Raw genomic sequence first — 18,618 nt, 5'->3', positions numbered from 1 at the left:
TCTGGTTCACTGTGAGTGACGGGACTCCCCTGCGGACCTCCGGGGGGCGGTAGGGCGCGGGGAGCCCCGTCGTTGCAGGCGGGGTGCGAACTAGGGGTCACGAACCCCGACACTGCGTGGTCAGCCTACCCCCCAGCGCACGCATCCTGCACCCGCTACACCAGAACTCGTTCGAGCTTCTCGCGCATCCCCTTGAGCATGTCCGCGACCCTTGCCGGTCGCGTGCCGAGGGCCTTGCCGATCTCGCGGTTGGTCTCCCCTGCGATGCGCCGTCGAGCGACGACTCGCTCGGGTCCGTTGAGCGCGTGCCACATGGCCGAGGTCATGCTGGCCTCCCAGGCGAGGAACTCGTCCTCTGCGCTCTGGTCGTGGCCCATGAGTTCCTCGACCACCTGCTTGGACTCCTCGCTCGCGCCGTCCGTCCAGAAGAGGGAGCGGGGCTCGAACCTGCGGTCCTCCCCCTCCCCCAACTCTGCGCCGTACCCACGGCCCTTGCTGGTCACCTTGAGGATCCGCGAGCGGATCACCTTGGAGGCGAGCTTGTCGAGGTTGTCGTCCGGCCGCTCGACAGCGGCCAGCCACAACGCAGTGCGGCCCTCCTGGGCCAGGTCGTCCATCGACCACTGGGTAGTGCTCAGTTCTCGGGCGATCAGGTGGACGAGGCCCTCGTGGCGGGCCAGCACCTCCTCGGGAGTCATGCTGCTTCCTTCTGGGCCAGCATGAGCCGGTCCTTGTGGGTGTGGGCGGTGCGACCGTCCTTGCGACGGCACGGGGCTTCGATCTCGGCCCCGCAGTACGGGCAGGGAACCTCGCGGCCCGGGAGGTTGGGGTTCGGCTTCTTGCCCGAACCGGTCTTGCGACCGTCCTCCCAGCCGTGCTCGGTGTGCACCTGCTGCACCGCGACGTTCCAGTACTCGGCCCACTTGTCGGGGTGGTTCTTGCGCAGCGACCGGTACACGTAGGTGGACCTGCGGGTAGCCCAGTTGGTGCTCCCCCACGGGTACAACTCACGCGCTGCCTCACGCAGTTTCCGGTACTCCAAGGGGTACCGGTACTTCATGCGCTGGCTTGCTCGGTGCTCAGCCTTGCGCCGCATGGAGCGGCTCAGGCGGATGGTGTCGCTGGTCACGCGACGACCTGAGTTTCGCACTCCCACCCGCACGCGGCGTACCCGGCGATGTCCACCATCGTGTCCTCGGTCAGCAGGTTCATGCCACGAGCCACCTTGAGGAGGATCATGAGCATGGCCACGTCACGAGGAGAGACGTTGCGCCCCAGGTACACCGACCAGAGTTTCGAGATGCGCTCGAAGTTCTCGGTGGGCGTCCCGTAGTGGGTGTTTCGGTCCCCGTGGATGGCGTCGTCCGCCGTCTGCAGGACACGGCTGCGAGGCGTAAGTGCCTGCGCTGCAACGGTTTCAGACACGCTCAGTCCTCTGTTCCTGGGTCGTGAGGTGGTAGCCACCGCACATGTTGCAGTAGTAGGCACGCTGCGGTTCCCAGTCGTCTCCGCTGGGGTTCCTGTTCGCGTGGCCCTCGATCTTCGATGCTCGGATCTTGGCGTCCAGCTCCGTGCGGTACCGGAACTTGCCAGTTCGACAGTGCTTCATGCTGCGTGCCTCCTTTCGCAGTTGCATCTCTTCTCGATACAGCCTGGACGTGCTCCGGTTGCCATGTGGATCTCGAACTTGTGCCCGCAGTCCGGGCACGAGGGTTCAATGGGTTTCGACAGAGCGAGGATCTTCTCGCGGAGTTTCGCGGTCGGGTAGATCTTGACCACTCCTGCGATCGGTCCCCCGATCTGCTGGGCTGCCTTGACGGCCTCCTTGTCGGTGGAGAAGAACCCGTAGGGCAGCACGAGCGTGCCGTCCACGCGGGCTCCGAACACCCACCACTCTCGGTTCTGCAACAACTCGTAGGAGAGTTTCAGCAGGGCGTCGGATAGTTTATCCGCCGACTCCCAGTCCTGTTCGAGGAGAGCAGCGACCTGCTCTCGCTCGTCCTTCCTGGTCCGGATGGCCATGCTCTCCCCCTCCTCGGTCAGGAGCGCAACACGGCCCCTCTACGCACGCATCCTACATGCGCGTAGAGGGGCCATGCAACACCACTGCGTGATCGGCCTCGTTTGGCCTAGATGCCACCGCTGGTCAGGCGACGATCATGGTTCGTGACCTCGGCCTTGATGATCGTCACGTCCGCCTGCACGGTGGCGAAGCCAGCCGTGACCTTGCCGTCGAGGGCCGCGAGCTGGCGGTTGATGTCCCCCAGCACGACGCTCTGCTCAGCCTTGGCCACGGCCAGGTCACCCCGCACGGCCAGCTTGAGCACGGCCCACAGGACCCCACCCACGATGGCAGCGACGGCTGCGATCTGACCCACAAGCTCCCAGGTCACAGGCCTACCGCCTGTCGGAGCTGCGGCTCGGTCATCGGGACGCCGCGTGGCTGGATGCGAGGATCTGCAGGGCCTCGACCGTGTTGAGCCCGAAGACCCGCTCGTTGAGCACGGCCACGGACACGTCCACGGTGGCCTTGTCGCCGTGCACGTACACGGGCAGGTCGTAGAAGCCCCACTCGTCCTCGATCGTGAGGGCGAGCTGCCACTGCAGCCCATCCGTGCGCGTCTGGTCGGTCCAGAAGATCTTGCGCTTCATGTCGTCCACATCCTCTCTTCTCTCCACTGCCAGTCTGGCAGCTTGCACGACCCACGTCACGGGGACGTGAGCCGCACGAGCGGTCAGGCCTGCACTCCTCCCCCGGGCACGAAGCTCGGGGCGAAGACGGCGACGAAGAACGTCACGGAGATCACCAGGGTCCATGCCCGGTTGGTGAGCCTCACAGCTTGAGCTGGTCGAGCAGGAACTCGGGCACGTCCACGTAGCCCTCGGCCTCCTCATCGTAGGAGGCCAGCACGCAGTCCCCCACGAGGTGGTCACCGGGCATCCGGTACTCCTCGGGCAGGAACGCACCCCACAGGATGTCGGCCCGCTGGTTGAGCGGGTAGCCCTTGAGCTTGCCCTCCTCGTCGCAGTAGAGCGAGAAGTCGTCACGCTCGATCGGCGCGGGCTGGATGTACCCGCCCACGACGAACTGCAGGTCGGACAGCTCGCGCACGTCGATGACGCGCATGGGCTGGGCCTCGTCGGCCGGGATCACGATCCCCTTGGCCATGTCGATCACTCCCTCTCTGGTTGTCTGTCAGGTGGAGCCCTGGCAGCCAACGCACGGCACCGGTCACCCGATGCCGCACGCAAGCGGTCAGTCCTCGTCGTCCTCGTAGCGGTCCTGGTCCGCGTAGAAGTTCTGGTGGCTCGTGTCCCAGTCGGGGCACTCGTCGCCCCGGTAGGCGGGCCAGTCCTGGCCGCAGAACTCGCACGTCTTGGTCTCGTACTCCCCCGCACGGATGTTGCGGATGACGGCCTTGATGTCGTCCAGGGAGTTGGTCGCCTCGAACAGGTCGTCACCCGCGTCTCCGGGCAGGTTGAGCAGGTGTGCCGCAGCGTGGCCAGGCGGGTACTTCATCACCACGCCGTGCACGAGCAGCTTCACGTCGTCGGCCCATCCCTCGTCCTCGACCCACGACGCATCGGGGCTCATCTCGACGGCCCAGCCTGCGAAGCAGAACGAGGTCCCGCAGCGCCAGTGCTCCTGGTTCCACGTCTCCGGGTGCGCCTCGATCTGAGCCAGCACCGCGTCCACGAGGGGCCAGTTGACGGCCTCGGTCTCGGTCATGTCGTTCACGTCCTCTCTTGGGTTGGTCTCACTCAGGGCTGAGTGGCCAACGCAACGGGCAGGCCTCCCTGCCCATCACGCAAGCGGCTCAGATGTTGCGGAAGACGTAGATCCCCCCGCTCGGGTTCTCCGCGTCGGTGTAGTCGTAGAACAGCTCCCGGGCAGCGTGCTCCCAGTCGATGCAGTACAGGGGCCAGGTGTCGGTGTTGTCCTTGGGCAGCACGCCCAGATCGTTCGCGGTCTCCCGGGCGAAGTCCTCCCGGTCGTCCCACTCCCCGGCGTAGGCGTCCTCGACCTCCTCAAGCCAGTCACTCAGGTTGTCCAGGTCGTAGCCCACGTTGGAGCCGTAGGCCACGATCGCCTCACGAGGAACGTAGGAGCCCTCGATCATCTCGTCCAGCTCGACCGACACATCGATCACGGAGATCACCTCCCCGTCCTCGACCTCGTACTCCCCCGCCTCGCTCATGGCCTGCATGGCCTCGGCGTGGTGTTCCAGAGCTTCCGTGGGCAGCCCAGCGTCCGAGGACAGGTAGTCCAGGGCAGCGGCCCGCCACGCCTCCCCCGCCGTCACGTAACGGCCCTCTTCGAGGCCGTTCGAGGTGAAGGTGGAGGTGGTTTCCAGTCGGAAGGTCATGTCACTCACTCCCTCTCAAGGGTTCCGGGATGCCGCCCGGGACGGTGGTCCGGTAGACCAACGCGAGGCACCCCACGAGGGGATGCCTCACGCAAGCTCACCGGCCCATGAGCCAGTTGAAGACCACCACGCGGTAGTCCTTGACGACCTCGGCCATGACGCGCTCGTGGTCGCCCTCGGGCATCACGGCGGTGTCCGCACCGTCGAAGGTGGGACCCCAGTGGCACACGTTGCGGTGCGCCTCGTAGTGTTCTTGGATCCAGTCGTTGTCCACGACCTCAGTCGAGTCCTCGAACGTGATCTCCATGCGTTCCAGGTCGGCACGCACGTCCTGGACGCGGTAGTCCCAACCCTCAGTCCAGACCTCTTCGAGAAGCTCGGAGTGGTCCTCTTCGTCGTACAGCGGGTACTCGGCCAGGCCCTCGATGATCTCCACGAGGGACGGGTCGATCCCCATTCCTGCCGGGAGCCCCAGAGCCATTCCGTCGTGACCGGAGGAACCGATCACCACGAACGACTCGGGGAAGTCCCGGAGCAGCGCACGGAAGTTGCTGCGCTGGATGTCAGAGCTACCCCCGGAGTATTCGCCCCAGGATGTAGCGTCGATGATGAACAGGTCAGCCTCACCCCGAAGAAGGGGACGCACGGCGGACCACGAGTACTCCGAGCCCACCAGGGGCACGGGGTCTCCCCCGTTCAGGGAGTCGTACTCGGACCAACGGTGGCCGGTCAACCCGTGGGTGATCTCAGAAAGAGTCTCCGGGCGGGTCAGGCGGTCCAGGGTGATGGTCATTCGTCTCACGTTCCTCTCACGTTGTTGTTGGTCTTGCGTCTGGTCTAGGTGACCAACGCGATGCACGCATCCTACACCGGGATGCGTGAATCACGCAAGGCATCTAGCTCACAGCTCGATCGGGTAACCGTCGGAGTCGATCGGGTAGAACCCAGCCTCGGCAGGGTCGTTCTCATTCGCTCCGTAGGTCCACCCCACGGGAGAGCACCCGCTCACGTAGTCGGCAGCGTCCTCGATTTCCTCGGCCAGTCGCTCGTGAGAGTGCTGGCACGATTCGATGTCGATGGGCAGGCCTGCCTCTTCCGCTGCGATGTTGTCCGTGAACGCATCACGGGCAACCCGAAGATCGTTCGCCACCTTCTGCGCCTGGTCTTCCGGAGCGTTCCCGGAGGCGACCAAGTGGGCCAGGGCCACGAAGATCCCATCGGCCACGTCCTGGGGCCGCATGGTCCCAGAGCGCGTGATGATGGCACGAGTGCGGTCGTCGAAAACGGTCATTGCGTCTCACCTCAGTGTGTCGTGCGGAAAGGGCATCGGGATGACGTTGGTACGTGCGCTTGCCTCACCGTCCCCCGCTAGGCCCTGCCCTCCCCCAGTCACAATCACTGGGCTCAGGACTCACGGGCTGGTCTAGCTAGGACGTACGGAGCTTGACCCCCGCACCATCGTCAACCCTCGTGCCCTCGCCGTAGCGAGGGTGAGAGGAATAGCTCTATTGAGTTCTCAAGAGTCGTGCACTAGGCCGTCCGCTGTCCCGCCTGCCCCCATCCGGAGGTGGTTCGCTTTCGCGTCATTCCCGGTGCTTGAGTAGATCTTGGCACGCATCCCACACCGTTGTCAAGCTGGCCTCTCCCCCGTCGCCCCGGGCGCTGAACGGCTGGCCTCACTAGGTGGGTCGCAGTCGCCATGTCTGTTTGGGGCGGTGGGGGCCACTCCGGAGAGCTGGCCCGCCTGGCTGGTGGTGTGGAGTTGTGAGCGAAGAACCGTTCGCCGTTGTGGCGATGAGGAGGACTCTGCACCCTCCGGTGCTGGTGTGTCAACTCGACTCATGCACCGTGGCGCTGAGCTGCAGTGATGCCCCTCCCCCGGTGCTCGTGTGCCCCCCGTGGCATGGCGTCGCAGCGTCGCGCAGCGACCGGAGATGACGTGCCGATCCGTCACGCCCCTGCCCCCTGCCCCCCCATCGCCAGGCAGCGACCGAGCTGGACTGTCGGCACAGGAAGGGCCTGCGAGCCCTCTCCCCTGTCCTGAGCTGCCCATGCCCTGCGCTGGCCCCTTCTGGGGCCTGCTGTGCCCTGCCCACGGGGTGCATGAGTAGCCACCTACTCCCTCACCGTGCATCTTGGACCGGTCCAACCACCACACAGGGTGACCATGCGGTCACAGCCTGTGCATCCAGGCCCTTGCTGGGCGCTCACTCTCCGTGTTGGATCACTCACCGAGCGTGACACACCATCGACCCGGACATGCTTAATCGAGGCCCCCCACCCCCATACCTAGAGTCTGTCTCAGGATTTTCTCCCGGTTGGGCTCAGGGGGGCTCAGACAGCATCGTTGCAGGTCAGAAAGTTATGCACAGGCCTGAGCCTGTGCCTACATGGACATATATGAGTGAGGGCGCTCAAGCGCCCGATCATGGAGAGCATCTCATCGGACGTGCGGAGCGCGGCCGAGATGGAGCAGACGGCCGCGCAACTCGCGGACGTACATGGTCATGGGGGAGAGCAGGCGCGGGCCAGAAGGCCGCGCTGAGTGCTCATGGGAGAGCAAGCTCCCCTGAACGGGTCGCTGACTCAAGACCGGCCCAGAGGCCGGGCTCAGATGTGCCCCTGGGAGGGGCTGCAGCAGGCCCAGGAGGGCCTGGGAGGCCTTGAGGGCAGGTACCCCCCAGAACACCCTAGAGAGGCTCCTAGAGCCACTGAGCGTCCAAGGACGCAGAGGGTCGCTGACAGGGCTGGCCCGGAGGGTCAGGCCGGGGGAGTGGGGTCGTGGCCATGAGGGTCCCGCCGCCGCCGTGATCTTGGAAACGTCTCATGATCCGCCCCCCGAATCCCGAGTGTGGGATGAGCGCACATGGCGCTCGTGCAGCCACCAGGGGAGGGGAGTCCATGCCGGAGCTTGAGTTGATCGGCCCGCTTGGCGCGGCGAAGCGCCTGGGCTCCCAGACGGCCCACGCCATCCACGGCGTTGTGGAGGTGGGGGCCGCAGTAGAGACAGCGCACCCCGACCAGCGGCGCGCATGGCTCGACTCCTGCGTGCTGCGCGCCAGGGCATCCCTGGCTGCCTAGTCGCCCTGTTGCGAGCGGGGGGAGGGGCTCCGGGATTCCGGCCTCCCCCCAGGTCGCCAGGGAATCCAGTAGGGCAGAGGCCGATCCGCAGGTAAGTCACCGGTAGATGCAGAAAGCGGATGTTCCTCCCGGTGCGCCTCACCCAGCTTTCTCAGTAGCCCATCGTGTTCTGGATCAAGTCGTTGTGCCCGCCGAACAGTGCGGGAATCAAGACCATCAACGCGAGCAGCACGATCATCGGCTTATGAAGCACCAGCCAGAAGCGGATCGCGTCGAGTCGTTTGCGCATGGCGGGGGAGCGTAGCGCCCCCCACCCACATGGAACACCGCAGTCACCCACATGGAGGAGCCCTCGTGGCCAATCGCCCCCAGGGCCTTTCCAAGGCCGACGCCCAGAAGAAGGTCATCGCCGGAATCGCGGCAGGCCTTTCCGTGGCCGAGGCATGTGAGGCTGCCTCTCGTACCGTGAAGGCCTACGAGAACTGGCGGGCGAACGAGCCCGACTTCGCCAAGAAGGTGGACGAGACTCGCCACCAGCGGGCAGAAGCGATGAAGGTCGGCAAGGAAGCCGACGTGGCGAACATCGACTTCGAGACCTTCTGTCGTGACTTCCTGGGCCAGCCCCTCTACCCGCACCAAAAAGTATGGGTGGACGTGCTTGAGGGTCGTGAGCCAGAACTTCACCCGGCCATGACCTACAAGGCGGGGGACAAGAGCCGGATCCTCATCAACGTCCCGCCGAACCACGCCAAGTCGATGACGATCACGATCCAGTACGCCCTCTACCGGCTGTGCATGAATCCCAACATCCGGATCATCATCGTCTCCAAGACCCAGCAGCTCGCCAAGGACTTCCTCTGGGCGATCAAGCAGCGACTCACTTCTCCGAGGTGGGCCGCGCTGCAGGCGGCGTTCGGTGGTTCCCAGGGGTTCAAGTCGTCCGAGAGCGGCTGGTCGGCAGACCGCATCTACCTTTCCGACGAGCTGCGAACAAGCGGCGAGAAGGACCCCAACATCCAGGCCATCGGCCTTTCCGGCCAGATTTACGGTGCTCGCGCTGACTTAATCCTGGTTGACGACGCCGTGACGCTGACCAACGCCGCTGAGTACGACAAGCAGATGCGCTGGCTGACCCAGGAAGTCGCTTCTCGACTCCCCGGTTCTGGTGGCCGTCTGCTCGTCATCGGAACGCGCGTTGCGCCGGTTGACCTGTACTCCGAGCTGCTCAACCCGGACCACTTCATCTCCGGGGTCTCGCCCTGGACGCACCTGGCCATGCCTGCCGTCTTGGAGTACGCCGAGGACCCCAAGGACTGGAAGACCCTGTGGCCGGTCGCCCAGGAGCCCTGGGACGGGGCGGGGGACGTGGAGCCGGACGAGGACGGCAACTACCCCCGCTGGGACGGCTTCCACCTCAGCCGGGTCCGGGACCAGATCCCGGCCCGCATCTGGGCTCTGACCTACATGCAGCTCGGGGTCAACGCCGACTCGGTGTTCGACCCCCTGTGCATCTCGGGCAGCCAGGACAAGAGGCGGCGCGCGGGCCTGCTCGTGCCGGGTGCGATCGACCACCCTCGCCGGGGGATGGAGGGGATGTACACCATCCTCTCCCTGGACCCCGCGATGACCGGCGACACCTTCGCCCTGGTGATGGCCGTGGACCGGCAGACCCAGAAGAGGTACGTGCTGCAGGCCTGGGTCCAGGCGGCCCCGACGCCCGAGTGGATCCGCAACCTCATCAAGGAGGTGGCGGTCGAGTACTCGGTCAACGAGGTGGTCGTTGAGACCAACGCCTTCCAGCTCTTCCTCTTCCACGACCCGGAGGTCAACGAGTTCCTGCGCCAGCGCGGGATCCGGATGCAGCCTCACTACACGGGTCGCAACAAGCAGGACCCGGACTTCGGTGTGGCCTCGGTCGCCCCGCTCTTCGGGTCCAAGCGGAAGGTGAACGACGGGGCGGGCCGCGAGACCCACAACGGCGACAACCTTCTGCACCTGCCGAGGGTCGATGACTCCGTGGGCCTCAAGGCCCTGGTCGAGCAGCTCATCACCTGGCAGCCGGGGGTCCGGGGGAACAAGCTCAAGATGGACGGCCCGATGGCCCTGTGGTTCGCGGAACTCCGCGCCCGCGAGGTTCTCCACGTCGGCCGCAACATCCAGCACTTCACCCACAACCCCTACGCCTCGAAGCGCGACCGCGCTTCGCGGGTCGTCGTACCCATGCAGGAGTACGGCAGCTACGCGAGCTAGGAGGATCATGGCGTACGACGCCGCCCTCGCCTTCACGGCGATGCAGAAGATCCTGCCCCGGGTTGAGGCCCTGCAGTCCCGCTACGCCCAGCGCGACAAGCGCGCCTCGGACGTGCAGGCGGTTCGGCGGGGAGACTTCGACCGGGTGGCACCGGATCTGTTCTCTGACGACTGGCCCCGGCCGATCGTCGCCAACACGATCGACCAGACGGCCCGTGACATCGCCTCCGTCCTGGCTCCGCTCCCGGCCTTCAACTGCAGCAGCAGTTCGATGCTGGGGGACAGGGCCAGGCGGTTCGCGGACAAGCGGACCAAGATCGTGAACGGGTACATCGCGCAGTCCCGGCTGGACGCGCAGATGACCTTCGCTGCGGACCAGTACGTCACCTACGGCGTGCTGGGCATCTGCGTGGAGCCGGACTTCCAGGAGAAGGTTCCGCGCATCGTGGTCGAGGACAGCGCGGGCATGTACCCGCTCTGGGACCGCTACGGCCGGACCATCGCCGTGGCCCGGGTGTTCTACCGCGACCAGCTCGAACTGGTGGCCGAGTACCCCCACCTCAAGCAGAAGCTCACGGCCCCGGGGGTCACCCAGGGCTCGCGCCTGGTCAAGGTCATCAAGTACAACGACGACGACTGGTGCGCGCTGTGGTGCCCGGACGCTCAGAACTGCCTCTTGGAGATCACGCCCAACCCGATCGGCAAGTGCTGGTACGTCTGCACCCGCCGTCCCGGGCTGGACGAGGAGGTGCGCGGGCAGTTCGATGACCTCATCTGGGTCATGTTGGCGTTGCACCGCATGGAAATGCTCGCGCTGGAAGGCGCGGACACCGCCGTGCGTGCGCCGCTGGTGGTCACCCCCGACGTGGGGGAGATCCCCGTGGGTCCGGGCGCGGTCATCCGTGCCCAGGGTGGCGTGAACTCGGTCGGCCGTGCGCGGCTGGACCTGCCTCCCCAGACCTGGCAGTCGGTCCAGTTCCTCAAGAGCGAGCTGACCGGGGGCATCGCCGGGAGCGAGGCCCGCAACGGCCAGGTGGACGCCTCGGTCATCACCGGCAAGGGCGTCCAGCAGCTCATGGCCGGGTTCTCCACGATGATCTCCGACGCCCAGACGCAGTTCAAGATGGCCCTGGAACGGGTCATGGAGAAGTGCTTCGAGCTGGACGAGATGCTCTGGCCGAACCGTGAGCGCGAGGTCCGGGGCAACGACGGCGGTGTGCCCTACCAGATCACCTACGTTCCCTCCAAGGACATCAAGGGTGACCACACGGTGGAGGCCACCTACGGGATGCTCGCCGGTCTGGACGCCAACCGAGCCCTGGTCTACACCCTGCAGGCCCAGGCCGCAGGGCTGCTGTCCAAGGACTTCTCGCGCAGGCAGCTCCCGGCCGGGATCAACGCGGCCGAGGAGGGCAAGAAGATCGAGGTGGAGGCGATGCGGGACTCCCTCCTGCAGGCCATGTCCGCCACGGCCCAGTCGATCCCTCAGCTCATCGCCAACGGCCAGGACCCCTCGTCTGTTCTCGGGGTCGTCGCCAAGGTGACCGCTGCGCTGCAGAAGAACAAGCCCCTCGAAGAGGTGGTCATGGAGGCGTTCCCGCCTCCGGAGCCGCCCAAGGAGCAGGCCGCCCCCGAGCAGGGGATCGACCCGCTCACCGGCCAGCCCACTCCGGGCGGTGGGGGAGAGGCCAGCGGCTTCAACTCCGATGGTCTGCCGGGGCAGATGCAGCTCGGTCAGGCCACCGAGGGACCGGGCGGTCGTCCGGACCTGCAGCAGTACTTCGCCGGGATGTCCAGTTCCGGCCAGCCGAACCTCGGAGCCACCGTGTCCCGGATGGCTCCCGCAGCTTAGGAGTAGACGATGGCAGGACGTGGGGGCTACCAGGCCCCAGCGAAACCTGCGGCGGTCTCTGGCCCCGGTGCGCTCTCGCAGCGCACCGACGGTCAGCCCGTCCGCGACATCACCGGGGGCGACTACGGGGACGGCGCAGAGATGCGCAACCTGCAGCAATCCGCCCCCCTGGCCAAGGCTCCGAACCTCAAGGCTGGATCGGCGCAGGCTCAGGCCAGCGCCCTGTCGGCCATGACCCCGTTCGGGGCTCCCTCCTCCATGCCGGACGTGCCGGTCACCTCTGGTGCCGCCGTAGGCGCTGGACCCGGGGTGGACGCCCTGGGTCTGGGTGGCCAGAACTACCAGGACGCCCTCGCGGGCGACATGGAGTTCATGCGCCAGTACCTCCCCGCGATGCTCTCGGCCACCACGGACGAGAACTCCTCGCCCGCCTTCCGGCAGTACGTCCGGTCCCTGATCGCCCGCTCCTAGAGGAGGCCCCATGAGTTTCTGGTCCCGCACTGGTGACTTCTTCACCGCCGTTGGCCCGGGGAACTGGCTGCTGCCCTCCATCGCGTGGGGCGTGGCCAAGGCCACGGGTGACGAGGATCTGGAAACCCAGACCCGCAACGACCTGCAGGCGCAGGTCCAGCGCAGCAAGAACGTGGCCGCGACTCCGGTCGGCAAGGCCGTGGTCCAGACGATCGCTCCGCTGCACTGGCTCTACAACAACGTCTGGAACCGCCCGGTCTCCACGTTGGAGCAGATGAACACCAACGTGCAGAACGGCTCCAAGGGGCTGGGCTCCTACCTCGACGGTGGCCAGTGGAAGACGGCCTGGGACAACTCGGAGACCTACTCCTTCGGCCAGGCGGTCACCGACCACGCCAGCGCCATCAAGTACGACCTCTTCACGGCGGACGGGTGGTCCTCGGACCCGGCCAAGGAGAAGGAGTACTACGCCAAGCGGTACGACGAGGCCAAGGCGCAGGCCGAGGAGCAGTGGTTCATCACGAACCAGTACGGCTTCGATGAGCAGGTGGAGGCCAACGACCCCCGCCTGCAGGACCCCAAGAACAACCCGCACCAGAAGAGGGTGTGGCAGGACGGGAACCTCAACCTCTCGGGGAACCCGAACGCCAGCATCAAGGAGCGCAAGGAGTTCTACGAGGGTACCTGGTCTGGCCGGATGACCTCAGGCACCGTGGACTTCGTGGGCAACCTGACGGCCGACCCGCTCAACAAGATCCTGCCTGGTGCAGGGGAGCTGGCCAAGCTCGGGCGCGGCACCCTCAATGGTGTCGACGAGGTTCGCCTGGCGAACACGGCCTTGGAGTCCGGTGCTCGTGTCGGGGCCAAGGACATCACCGAGGGCTCGGCGCTGGACCGGCGCATCGCTGCCACCCGGATCAACAACTTCCGGGACAACACCTACAAGATGTACGACGAGATCGACAAGGCGGGGGACGCGGCCTCGGTCGCCAAGCTGCCCACGTTCTTCAACACGGCGGACGGCGGGGCGCTGGCCTCGATCTTCGCCCGGACGAACTCGATCACGGACCCGACCACCAAGCTGGCGGCTCGGAACAACATCATGGGTGCGATCACCGGGGACGCCTCGGCCATCGACCGCCTGGCCAAGGAGCACGCGGACCTGTCCGCTGAGCTTCGCCGGATGGGGGAGGCCCCCGAGGCGATGCGGGCTCCTGAGCCCCGCTTCGACTCCAAGAACCCTGCGGAGCAGTCGGCCTACTGGATGGAGACCAACCGCCTCGCGGAGGTCAACGCCAAGCGGGCTCGCCTTGAGCTGCAGCTCGACTCGGCCAACAAGCTCATGGCCAACGTCAACTCCTACACCGACCGAGGCGTCCTGCCGGGGTTCGTGCAGGCGGGCGTGGCTAAGCTGCGCGATGGCCGCGCCGTCGTGAAGGACTCGGCCACCGGCCGGACGATCCACGTCGTCAACGCCTTCGACTCGGTGCGACCGGCCTACGTCAACCTCACGAACGTGGGGGAGGGCGCGGTCCAGTTCCGCAACAACCTCAACCGCATGGCGGGCACCACCAAGGAGGACGTGGACCGCTGGGTCAACGGGTTCCTCGACGCCCCCACGCGCGAGGCGCGGCAGTCGGTCATCCACCAGGCCAACGAGTCCATGTACGAGCAGGCCGCGCGCAAGCACGGCGTGATGCGTGAGGTCCAGAGCCCCAGCGGGGCGACGGCCCTCGTGCCGGACACCCAGAAGATCGAGCAGATCATGGAGGTGGCCAGCAAGGTCTCGGCCGACGTGCGTCGTCAGCTCCAAACCGGTGCTCGCCTGTACTCCGCAGCCGAGGGTCGCACGGCGACGGTCATCGCTCTCAACGGCGAGGCCATCACCTACGACAAGCCGCTGCTGAACACCATGCTCGAAGACGCCACCCACATGCCGGACGCCGACCTGATCGACGCCACGGTGAAGGCCCTCAAGGACGTGGATCTGTCCAAGGGTGCCGGGGATGCGTACGCGACCAAGGTCATGGCCAAGAAGGCCCTGGACACCGTGACCGGCCTGTGGTCCACGGCGATGCTGCTGCGCCCCGCCTACGGGATCCGCGTGGCGGCTGACGACCAGGCCCGCACCCTGGCCATGCTCGGTGGGCACGTCTACGTGCAGACCGCGCTGGAAGGCCTCAAGAACGTCCTGGGCAACTGGCGGCGCTACGCCTACGCCGACGTGCAGATGGCTGCTGCAGAGCAGGCCAGGATCCAGTACCAGATCGACCACCTCAACCACGAGATCGGTCAGATCCGCAACGCTGGTCCGACCTGGCAGACCCAGGCCCCCAAGGTCTCCCGCGCGGACTTCGAGGCCACGCCCGAGACCCTGTTCCACGGCTCCACCAAGATGCCCCGGCGGTTCGAGAACGAGGGCGGCTCGCGTGGGGTCTACCTGTCCGGCTCGGAGCAGGCTGCCAAGCGGTGGGCGACGAACACCCCCGGTGGGTGGGAGCGTGCCGGTGGCACGGTCGAAGAGGCGCGCAACGCGCTGCGCTCGGCTGCTCGTGCCAAGCGGGCCATCCAGGTCCGCCGTGGTGGGGACTGGAAGACCGTGCGGTTCAACGACGTGAAGTCGGCCGACATCCAGGCCGGGAACGTCCGGTTCCGTCCGGCCTCGGGTACCGCCCGGACCACGGCCACGACGGTCTACGGCAAGCCGCTGGACCTGCGTGAGTGGGGCTCGGTGCCCGACGACCTCAAGCAGGTCATGGGCTGGGACAAGGACGGCGGGCAGGCCGCCTGGAAGGCCTGGATCGACGGCAAGGGTCACCGTGCGGATCAGACCATCCTGAGCGACTACATGGCCTACCACGGCTACGGCCGGGCCTACCTGGGCAAGCCCGCCCAGCGCAACGTCATCGGCTCCTACAAGAGCACCGAGGGCCAGAGCATCGACACCACCAAGTGGTCTCGGATGCCCGACGAGTTCAAGGCCATGATGGGCTGGGACAAGGAGGGTGGCCGCGCCGCGTGGCGGGAGTGGCAGGCCTCTGGTGGCCAGGTGGACGAGGCTCTGCTCAAGCAGTACAACGACCGCCTCGGGATGGGCTTCCCCGACCGAGCGCACCGTGCTGACGAGGGCGACGAGATCTTCGCTCTGCCCGAGTACACCAGCCACGGTGGTCGTGACCCCTGGCAGGATCTGTACGGCTCTCGTGCCGAGGCGCGCATCGTGCACCGGCCCGACGCTGCTCGGGCCAAGGGGATCCGTGAGCGGCAGAAGCAGATCAACGAGCTTGAGCGGCAGAAGGGCCTCGTGGAGGCCGCGCTGATCCGTACCCGCAACGGCAAGCTCGCGCGTCGCCGGGACACGCCGGACAAGCAGGTGCTGGGGATGAAGCCCGAGTTCCACAACGGGCACCAGATCAACCCCTACGCCACCAAGGGCGAGGCCGACTCCAAGCTGGACGAGCTGTTCACCAACGGCCGACCCAGCCAGGCCTACGGCATCGAGCTGGCCAACCAGATGATCAAGGACATGCGCGCCAGCGACGACTACGGCGTGGTGAACGGCGGCATGGCCAACTGGTCCCAGTCGGCTGCAGCCGCGATCAACCAGATCCGCAAGGACGTGGTGGGTCGCCGGATGCTCGCCGGGGGCGAGCTGGACGACGTGCGCAAGTTCCTCGCGGACGACATCGACGCCCGCAACTCCTGGGCCAACCACGCCAAGGACGAGCGGTGGGCCGGTGACCAGAACCACTGGCTGCAGGCCCAGCAGAAGCACCTGGACAACCTGTTCCCCGGCAGCGCCGAGGGGACCCAGTTGCTCACGCTGGCTCGCGCCCGCGACGTGACCCCGGACGACCTGCTCAAGATCTTCCCGGACGCGGCCACCAGGCCGGACGTGCACGGGCCGCTCATGAACCCGTACACCCCTGGCCCCGGCCAGAAGGTGCTGGACTTCTACCAGAAGACCACGGGCAAGTACTTCGAGCTGGTGGCCGACAAGCCCTCGCTCTACGGTGCCCGCAACCGCATCTACTCCGAGGTCTACAAGGACGAGCTGCGCAAGGCCCTCGACCGCTACGGGGCGACGGCTGACAAGCAGGTGCCCTTCGAGATCTACCGCCAGTTCCAGAAGAGCGCGGACACCCTGGCCAAGCGCGAGGTGCGCAACACCCTGTACGACAACACCTCGAAGATGGACATCATCAACAAGATGCGGTACATCTCCCCGTTCGCCGGGGCCACGCAGGACGTGCTGGTGAAGTGGAGCCGTCTGTTCTACGACGACCCCACCCGCCTGTACAACTACCTCAAGCCGGGGATGGCCACCGACCGCGACCACGGCAGCCTCACCGCCGTGGACGACAAGGGCAACCAGTACTTCATGGTGCCCAAGTTCGCTCAGCCCCTGGCGGGGGCTGGCGTGTCCGGGATGAACTGGGTGGTCCCCAAGGGGAACTGGAACCTGATCTTCCAGGGCGAGGGCATGAGCCAGTTCATGCCTGGCTTCGGCCCCCTGATCGGGATCCCGGCCAACGAGCTGCTCCTGCACACCTTCCCGGAGTTCGGGGACAGCGCGGTGGTCAAGAACTTCCTGCTGCCCTACGGGGTCAAGAACGAGGACGCGGGTGGCGCGCTGCTGCCCAACTGGTGGCGGTTCACCCTGGCTGCGATGGGGGTGGGGTCGGCCGATGAGGTCAATAACATCCGCAACCAGATCATGGCGACCGAGCAGGTCCGCTACGAGCAGGGTCTGCGCAAGACCCCGATCATCGGCAACCCTGACTGGGACCGGGAGCTGACCAACCGGACGAGGAACTACTTCCTCACGCGCGCCTGGGACTCGGCCACGAGCCCCATCTCGCGCAGGCCGCAGGACCAGTACCAGTTCTACAAGGACACCTACCGGCAGTACAAGCAGGGGTACGAGGGCAAGACCGAGAAGGGTCCGGACGGCGAGGTCAAGCCGATCGACGCCCGGGAGAAGTTCCTCACGGACTTCCCTGAGTTCGGGGCCAAGACGATCAACCTCTCGGAGAACACCTCGGGTATCAACCCCTACGCCGAGGTCATGGACAACTCCCGCAAGTTCTCTCGGCAGATCGCCCAGGACAAGGACATGGGCTGGGCCTTCATCGGTGCGGAGAACCTCGGGGGCACCTACGACAACGGGGTGTACCAGTCGCAGATCGCCAACGGTCAGCGGCGCACCCTGGGCAAGGACGAGGCCCAGGACCGATTCGACAAGCAGATGGGCTGGGTGGAGTACACCAAGGCCCGGATGGCTGCGAACATGGAGCTGCAGCGGCGAGGGCTTCCCAGCCTCGACGCCAAGGGGGCCTCGGGCATCAAGAAGATGCTGTCGGCCTACGTCGATGACGAGCTGTCCCAGCAGTACCCGGCCTTCTACGAGGACTACAACACCCGCTCGACGGCGGGTGCGAACTCCTTCCTCGTGTTCGCCCAGGACAAGCTCATCCCTGCGGTCGGTCACAACCGCATGGACATCCAGCTCTTCGAGCAGTACCTCAGCAACCGTCGTTCGCTCAAGCAGGAGATGGAGCGTCGGGGGCTGAGCACCCTCGACGGCAAGAAGGCCCGGGGCCTCAAGGAGATGTGGGACCAGTCGGTCCTCGACCTCGCTGCGCAGGACCCCGGCTTCGAGCAGATGTACTCCCAGGCCCTGCAGTTCGACAACATGAAGGGGGACTTCTAGTGCCCGGACCCAACTTCTCCTCGGCCCCCGGTGGGGACGACGAGGACTCCGACCTGACCGCGCAGCAGAAGATCGACGCCCAGGAGCTGCGCACCGCTTCCCCCCAGCAGGACCGTGCCGAGACCACCGAGCAGGCCCGCAACGGCAAGTACGGCGGGAAGGGCAAGGACGGCAAGATCCACGGGATGAAGCAGGTCAAGGACGCCCAGGGGAACGTGATCTCCCAGGGGAACGTGGTCGTGTCCAAGACCTCGGTCGGCCAGACCAAGGCCGACTGGATCCGGATGACCCCCGAGCAGCGCGCGGCGTGGGGCCAGCACCTGGTGAAGCTCGGGATCATCACCGCCGCCCAGGCGGTGGACCCCACCACGCTGGCCAAGTACTGGTCGGCCTACGCCGAGGAGGCTGGTGCGGCCTACCAGGCGGGGGACAAGAGGGCTTCGCCGTACTCGGTCTCGATGGCTGACGGCAAGCTCATCTCCCTCCTGGGTGGTCCCGATGTTGCAGGAGGAGCCGGTGGCATCCCCGATGGGGACCAGAAGACCTCCTCCCAGTCCTTCGACATCACCAACCCCACCGAGGCTGCCTCGAAGATCCAGGACGTGTTCCGCGCGGCCTTCGGACGCGAGGCTGCCCCTGGTGAGCTGAGCAAGCTCGCGGCCAGCCTGCAGGAAGCCGAGTACGCGAACCCGGTCACGACCAACCAGGTGACGACGTACAAGGACGGTAGGGCCGTCAACCAGAAGACCACCTCGACCGGTGGCCTGGACGGCAACTACTACCTCACCCAGAAGGCCAAGGCCAGCCCCGAGTACGGGGCCTACCAGGCCGCGACCACCTACGCGAACGAGCTGTTCAAGGCCATCGCGTCTCCCGTCTGATTG

The 18,618-nt window shown here is 66.3% G+C and carries 17 protein-coding genes; 5 read left to right on the top strand and 12 right to left on the bottom strand.

All coding sequences use genetic code 11. The features are described from left to right. Positions 1 to 155: 155 nt before the first annotated feature. The 12 genes from AB0637_RS19650 to AB0637_RS19595 all read right to left on the bottom strand — a co-directional run bounded on the left by AB0637_RS19650 (position 156) and on the right by AB0637_RS19595 (position 7,737). Positions 156 to 698, bottom strand: a complete 543-nt coding sequence (locus AB0637_RS19650) for a hypothetical protein (RefSeq protein ID WP_366174377.1) — start codon at positions 696 to 698, stop codon at positions 156 to 158. Beyond that, positions 695 to 1,129, bottom strand: coding sequence for a hypothetical protein (locus AB0637_RS19645; protein WP_366174376.1), 435 nt, complete (start codon positions 1,127 to 1,129; stop codon positions 695 to 697). The genes AB0637_RS19650 and AB0637_RS19645 overlap by 4 nt, the downstream gene beginning before the upstream one ends. After that, on the bottom strand, positions 1,126 to 1,425 hold the full coding sequence (locus AB0637_RS19640; RefSeq protein WP_366174375.1) for a DUF6378 domain-containing protein: 300 nt from the start codon (positions 1,423 to 1,425) through the stop codon (positions 1,126 to 1,128). Before AB0637_RS19640 ends, AB0637_RS19645 begins: the two co-directional genes overlap by 4 nt. 180 nt (positions 1,426 to 1,605) lie before the next feature. Then, a complete protein-coding gene (locus AB0637_RS19635) occupies positions 1,606 to 2,022 on the bottom strand; it encodes a hypothetical protein (protein ID WP_366174374.1) in 417 nt (138 codons plus the stop codon). 107 nt (positions 2,023 to 2,129) lie between these two features. Next, on the bottom strand, positions 2,130 to 2,348 hold the full coding sequence (locus AB0637_RS19630) for a hypothetical protein (protein ID WP_366174373.1): 219 nt from the start codon (positions 2,346 to 2,348) through the stop codon (positions 2,130 to 2,132). Between the two features lie 76 nt (positions 2,349 to 2,424). After that, positions 2,425 to 2,661 (bottom strand): hypothetical protein, encoded by a 237-nt coding sequence (locus AB0637_RS19625; protein ID WP_366174372.1) that lies wholly within the window; start codon positions 2,659 to 2,661, stop codon positions 2,425 to 2,427. A 172-nt stretch (positions 2,662 to 2,833) separates the two neighbouring features. Further along, positions 2,834 to 3,169: a DUF3846 domain-containing protein gene (locus AB0637_RS19620; RefSeq protein ID WP_366174371.1), complete on the bottom strand. Its 336-nt coding sequence runs from the start codon at positions 3,167 to 3,169 to the stop codon at positions 2,834 to 2,836. Between the two features lie 87 nt (positions 3,170 to 3,256). Beyond that, positions 3,257 to 3,730, bottom strand: a complete 474-nt coding sequence (locus AB0637_RS19615) for a hypothetical protein (protein WP_366174370.1) — start codon at positions 3,728 to 3,730, stop codon at positions 3,257 to 3,259. Positions 3,731 to 3,818: 88 nt separating this feature from the next. Continuing rightward, positions 3,819 to 4,367 carry an antirestriction protein ArdA gene (locus AB0637_RS19610; RefSeq protein ID WP_366174369.1) on the bottom strand — a complete coding sequence of 183 codons (549 nt, stop codon included), beginning with the start codon at positions 4,365 to 4,367 and terminating at the stop codon, positions 3,819 to 3,821. Positions 4,368 to 4,464: 97 nt separating this feature from the next. After that, complete coding sequence (locus AB0637_RS19605) at positions 4,465 to 5,160, bottom strand: hypothetical protein (protein ID WP_366174368.1); 696 nt, start codon at positions 5,158 to 5,160, stop codon at positions 4,465 to 4,467. A gap of 108 nt (positions 5,161 to 5,268) precedes the next feature. After that, complete coding sequence (locus AB0637_RS19600; protein ID WP_366174367.1) at positions 5,269 to 5,658, bottom strand: hypothetical protein; 390 nt, start codon at positions 5,656 to 5,658, stop codon at positions 5,269 to 5,271. A gap of 1,941 nt (positions 5,659 to 7,599) precedes the next feature. After that, entirely contained in the window at positions 7,600 to 7,737 is a 138-nt protein-coding gene (locus AB0637_RS19595; RefSeq protein WP_366174366.1) for a hypothetical protein, read from the bottom strand. Between the two features lie 65 nt (positions 7,738 to 7,802). Between AB0637_RS19595 and AB0637_RS19590 the strand changes: the two genes are divergently transcribed. The 5 genes from AB0637_RS19590 to AB0637_RS19570 are packed head-to-tail and all read left to right on the top strand — an operon-like array spanning position 7,803 to position 18,615. Next, positions 7,803 to 9,698, top strand: coding sequence for a hypothetical protein (locus AB0637_RS19590; RefSeq protein WP_366174365.1), 1,896 nt, complete (start codon positions 7,803 to 7,805; stop codon positions 9,696 to 9,698). Positions 9,699 to 9,705: 7 nt separating this feature from the next. Then, complete coding sequence (locus tag AB0637_RS19585; protein WP_366174364.1) at positions 9,706 to 11,550, top strand: hypothetical protein; 1,845 nt, start codon at positions 9,706 to 9,708, stop codon at positions 11,548 to 11,550. A gap of 9 nt (positions 11,551 to 11,559) precedes the next feature. Then, positions 11,560 to 12,021 carry a hypothetical protein gene (locus tag AB0637_RS19580; RefSeq protein WP_366174363.1) on the top strand — a complete coding sequence of 154 codons (462 nt, stop codon included), beginning with the start codon at positions 11,560 to 11,562 and terminating at the stop codon, positions 12,019 to 12,021. A gap of 10 nt (positions 12,022 to 12,031) precedes the next feature. Then, positions 12,032 to 17,734: a hypothetical protein gene (locus AB0637_RS19575; RefSeq protein ID WP_366174362.1), complete on the top strand. Its 5,703-nt coding sequence runs from the start codon at positions 12,032 to 12,034 to the stop codon at positions 17,732 to 17,734. Beyond that, positions 17,734 to 18,615: a hypothetical protein gene (locus AB0637_RS19570; protein WP_366174361.1), complete on the top strand. Its 882-nt coding sequence runs from the start codon at positions 17,734 to 17,736 to the stop codon at positions 18,613 to 18,615. Before AB0637_RS19575 ends, AB0637_RS19570 begins: the two co-directional genes overlap by 1 nt. The last annotated feature ends 3 nt before the right edge of the window (positions 18,616 to 18,618 follow it).

Origin of the sequence: Kineococcus sp. NPDC059986 (assembly GCF_040702905.1) — a bacterium.
Classification (GTDB): Bacteria; Actinomycetota; Actinomycetes; order Actinomycetales; family Kineococcaceae; genus Kineococcus.
Note: the sequence above shows the minus strand (reverse complement) of the source record. Positions and strands in the feature narration are given on the sequence as shown.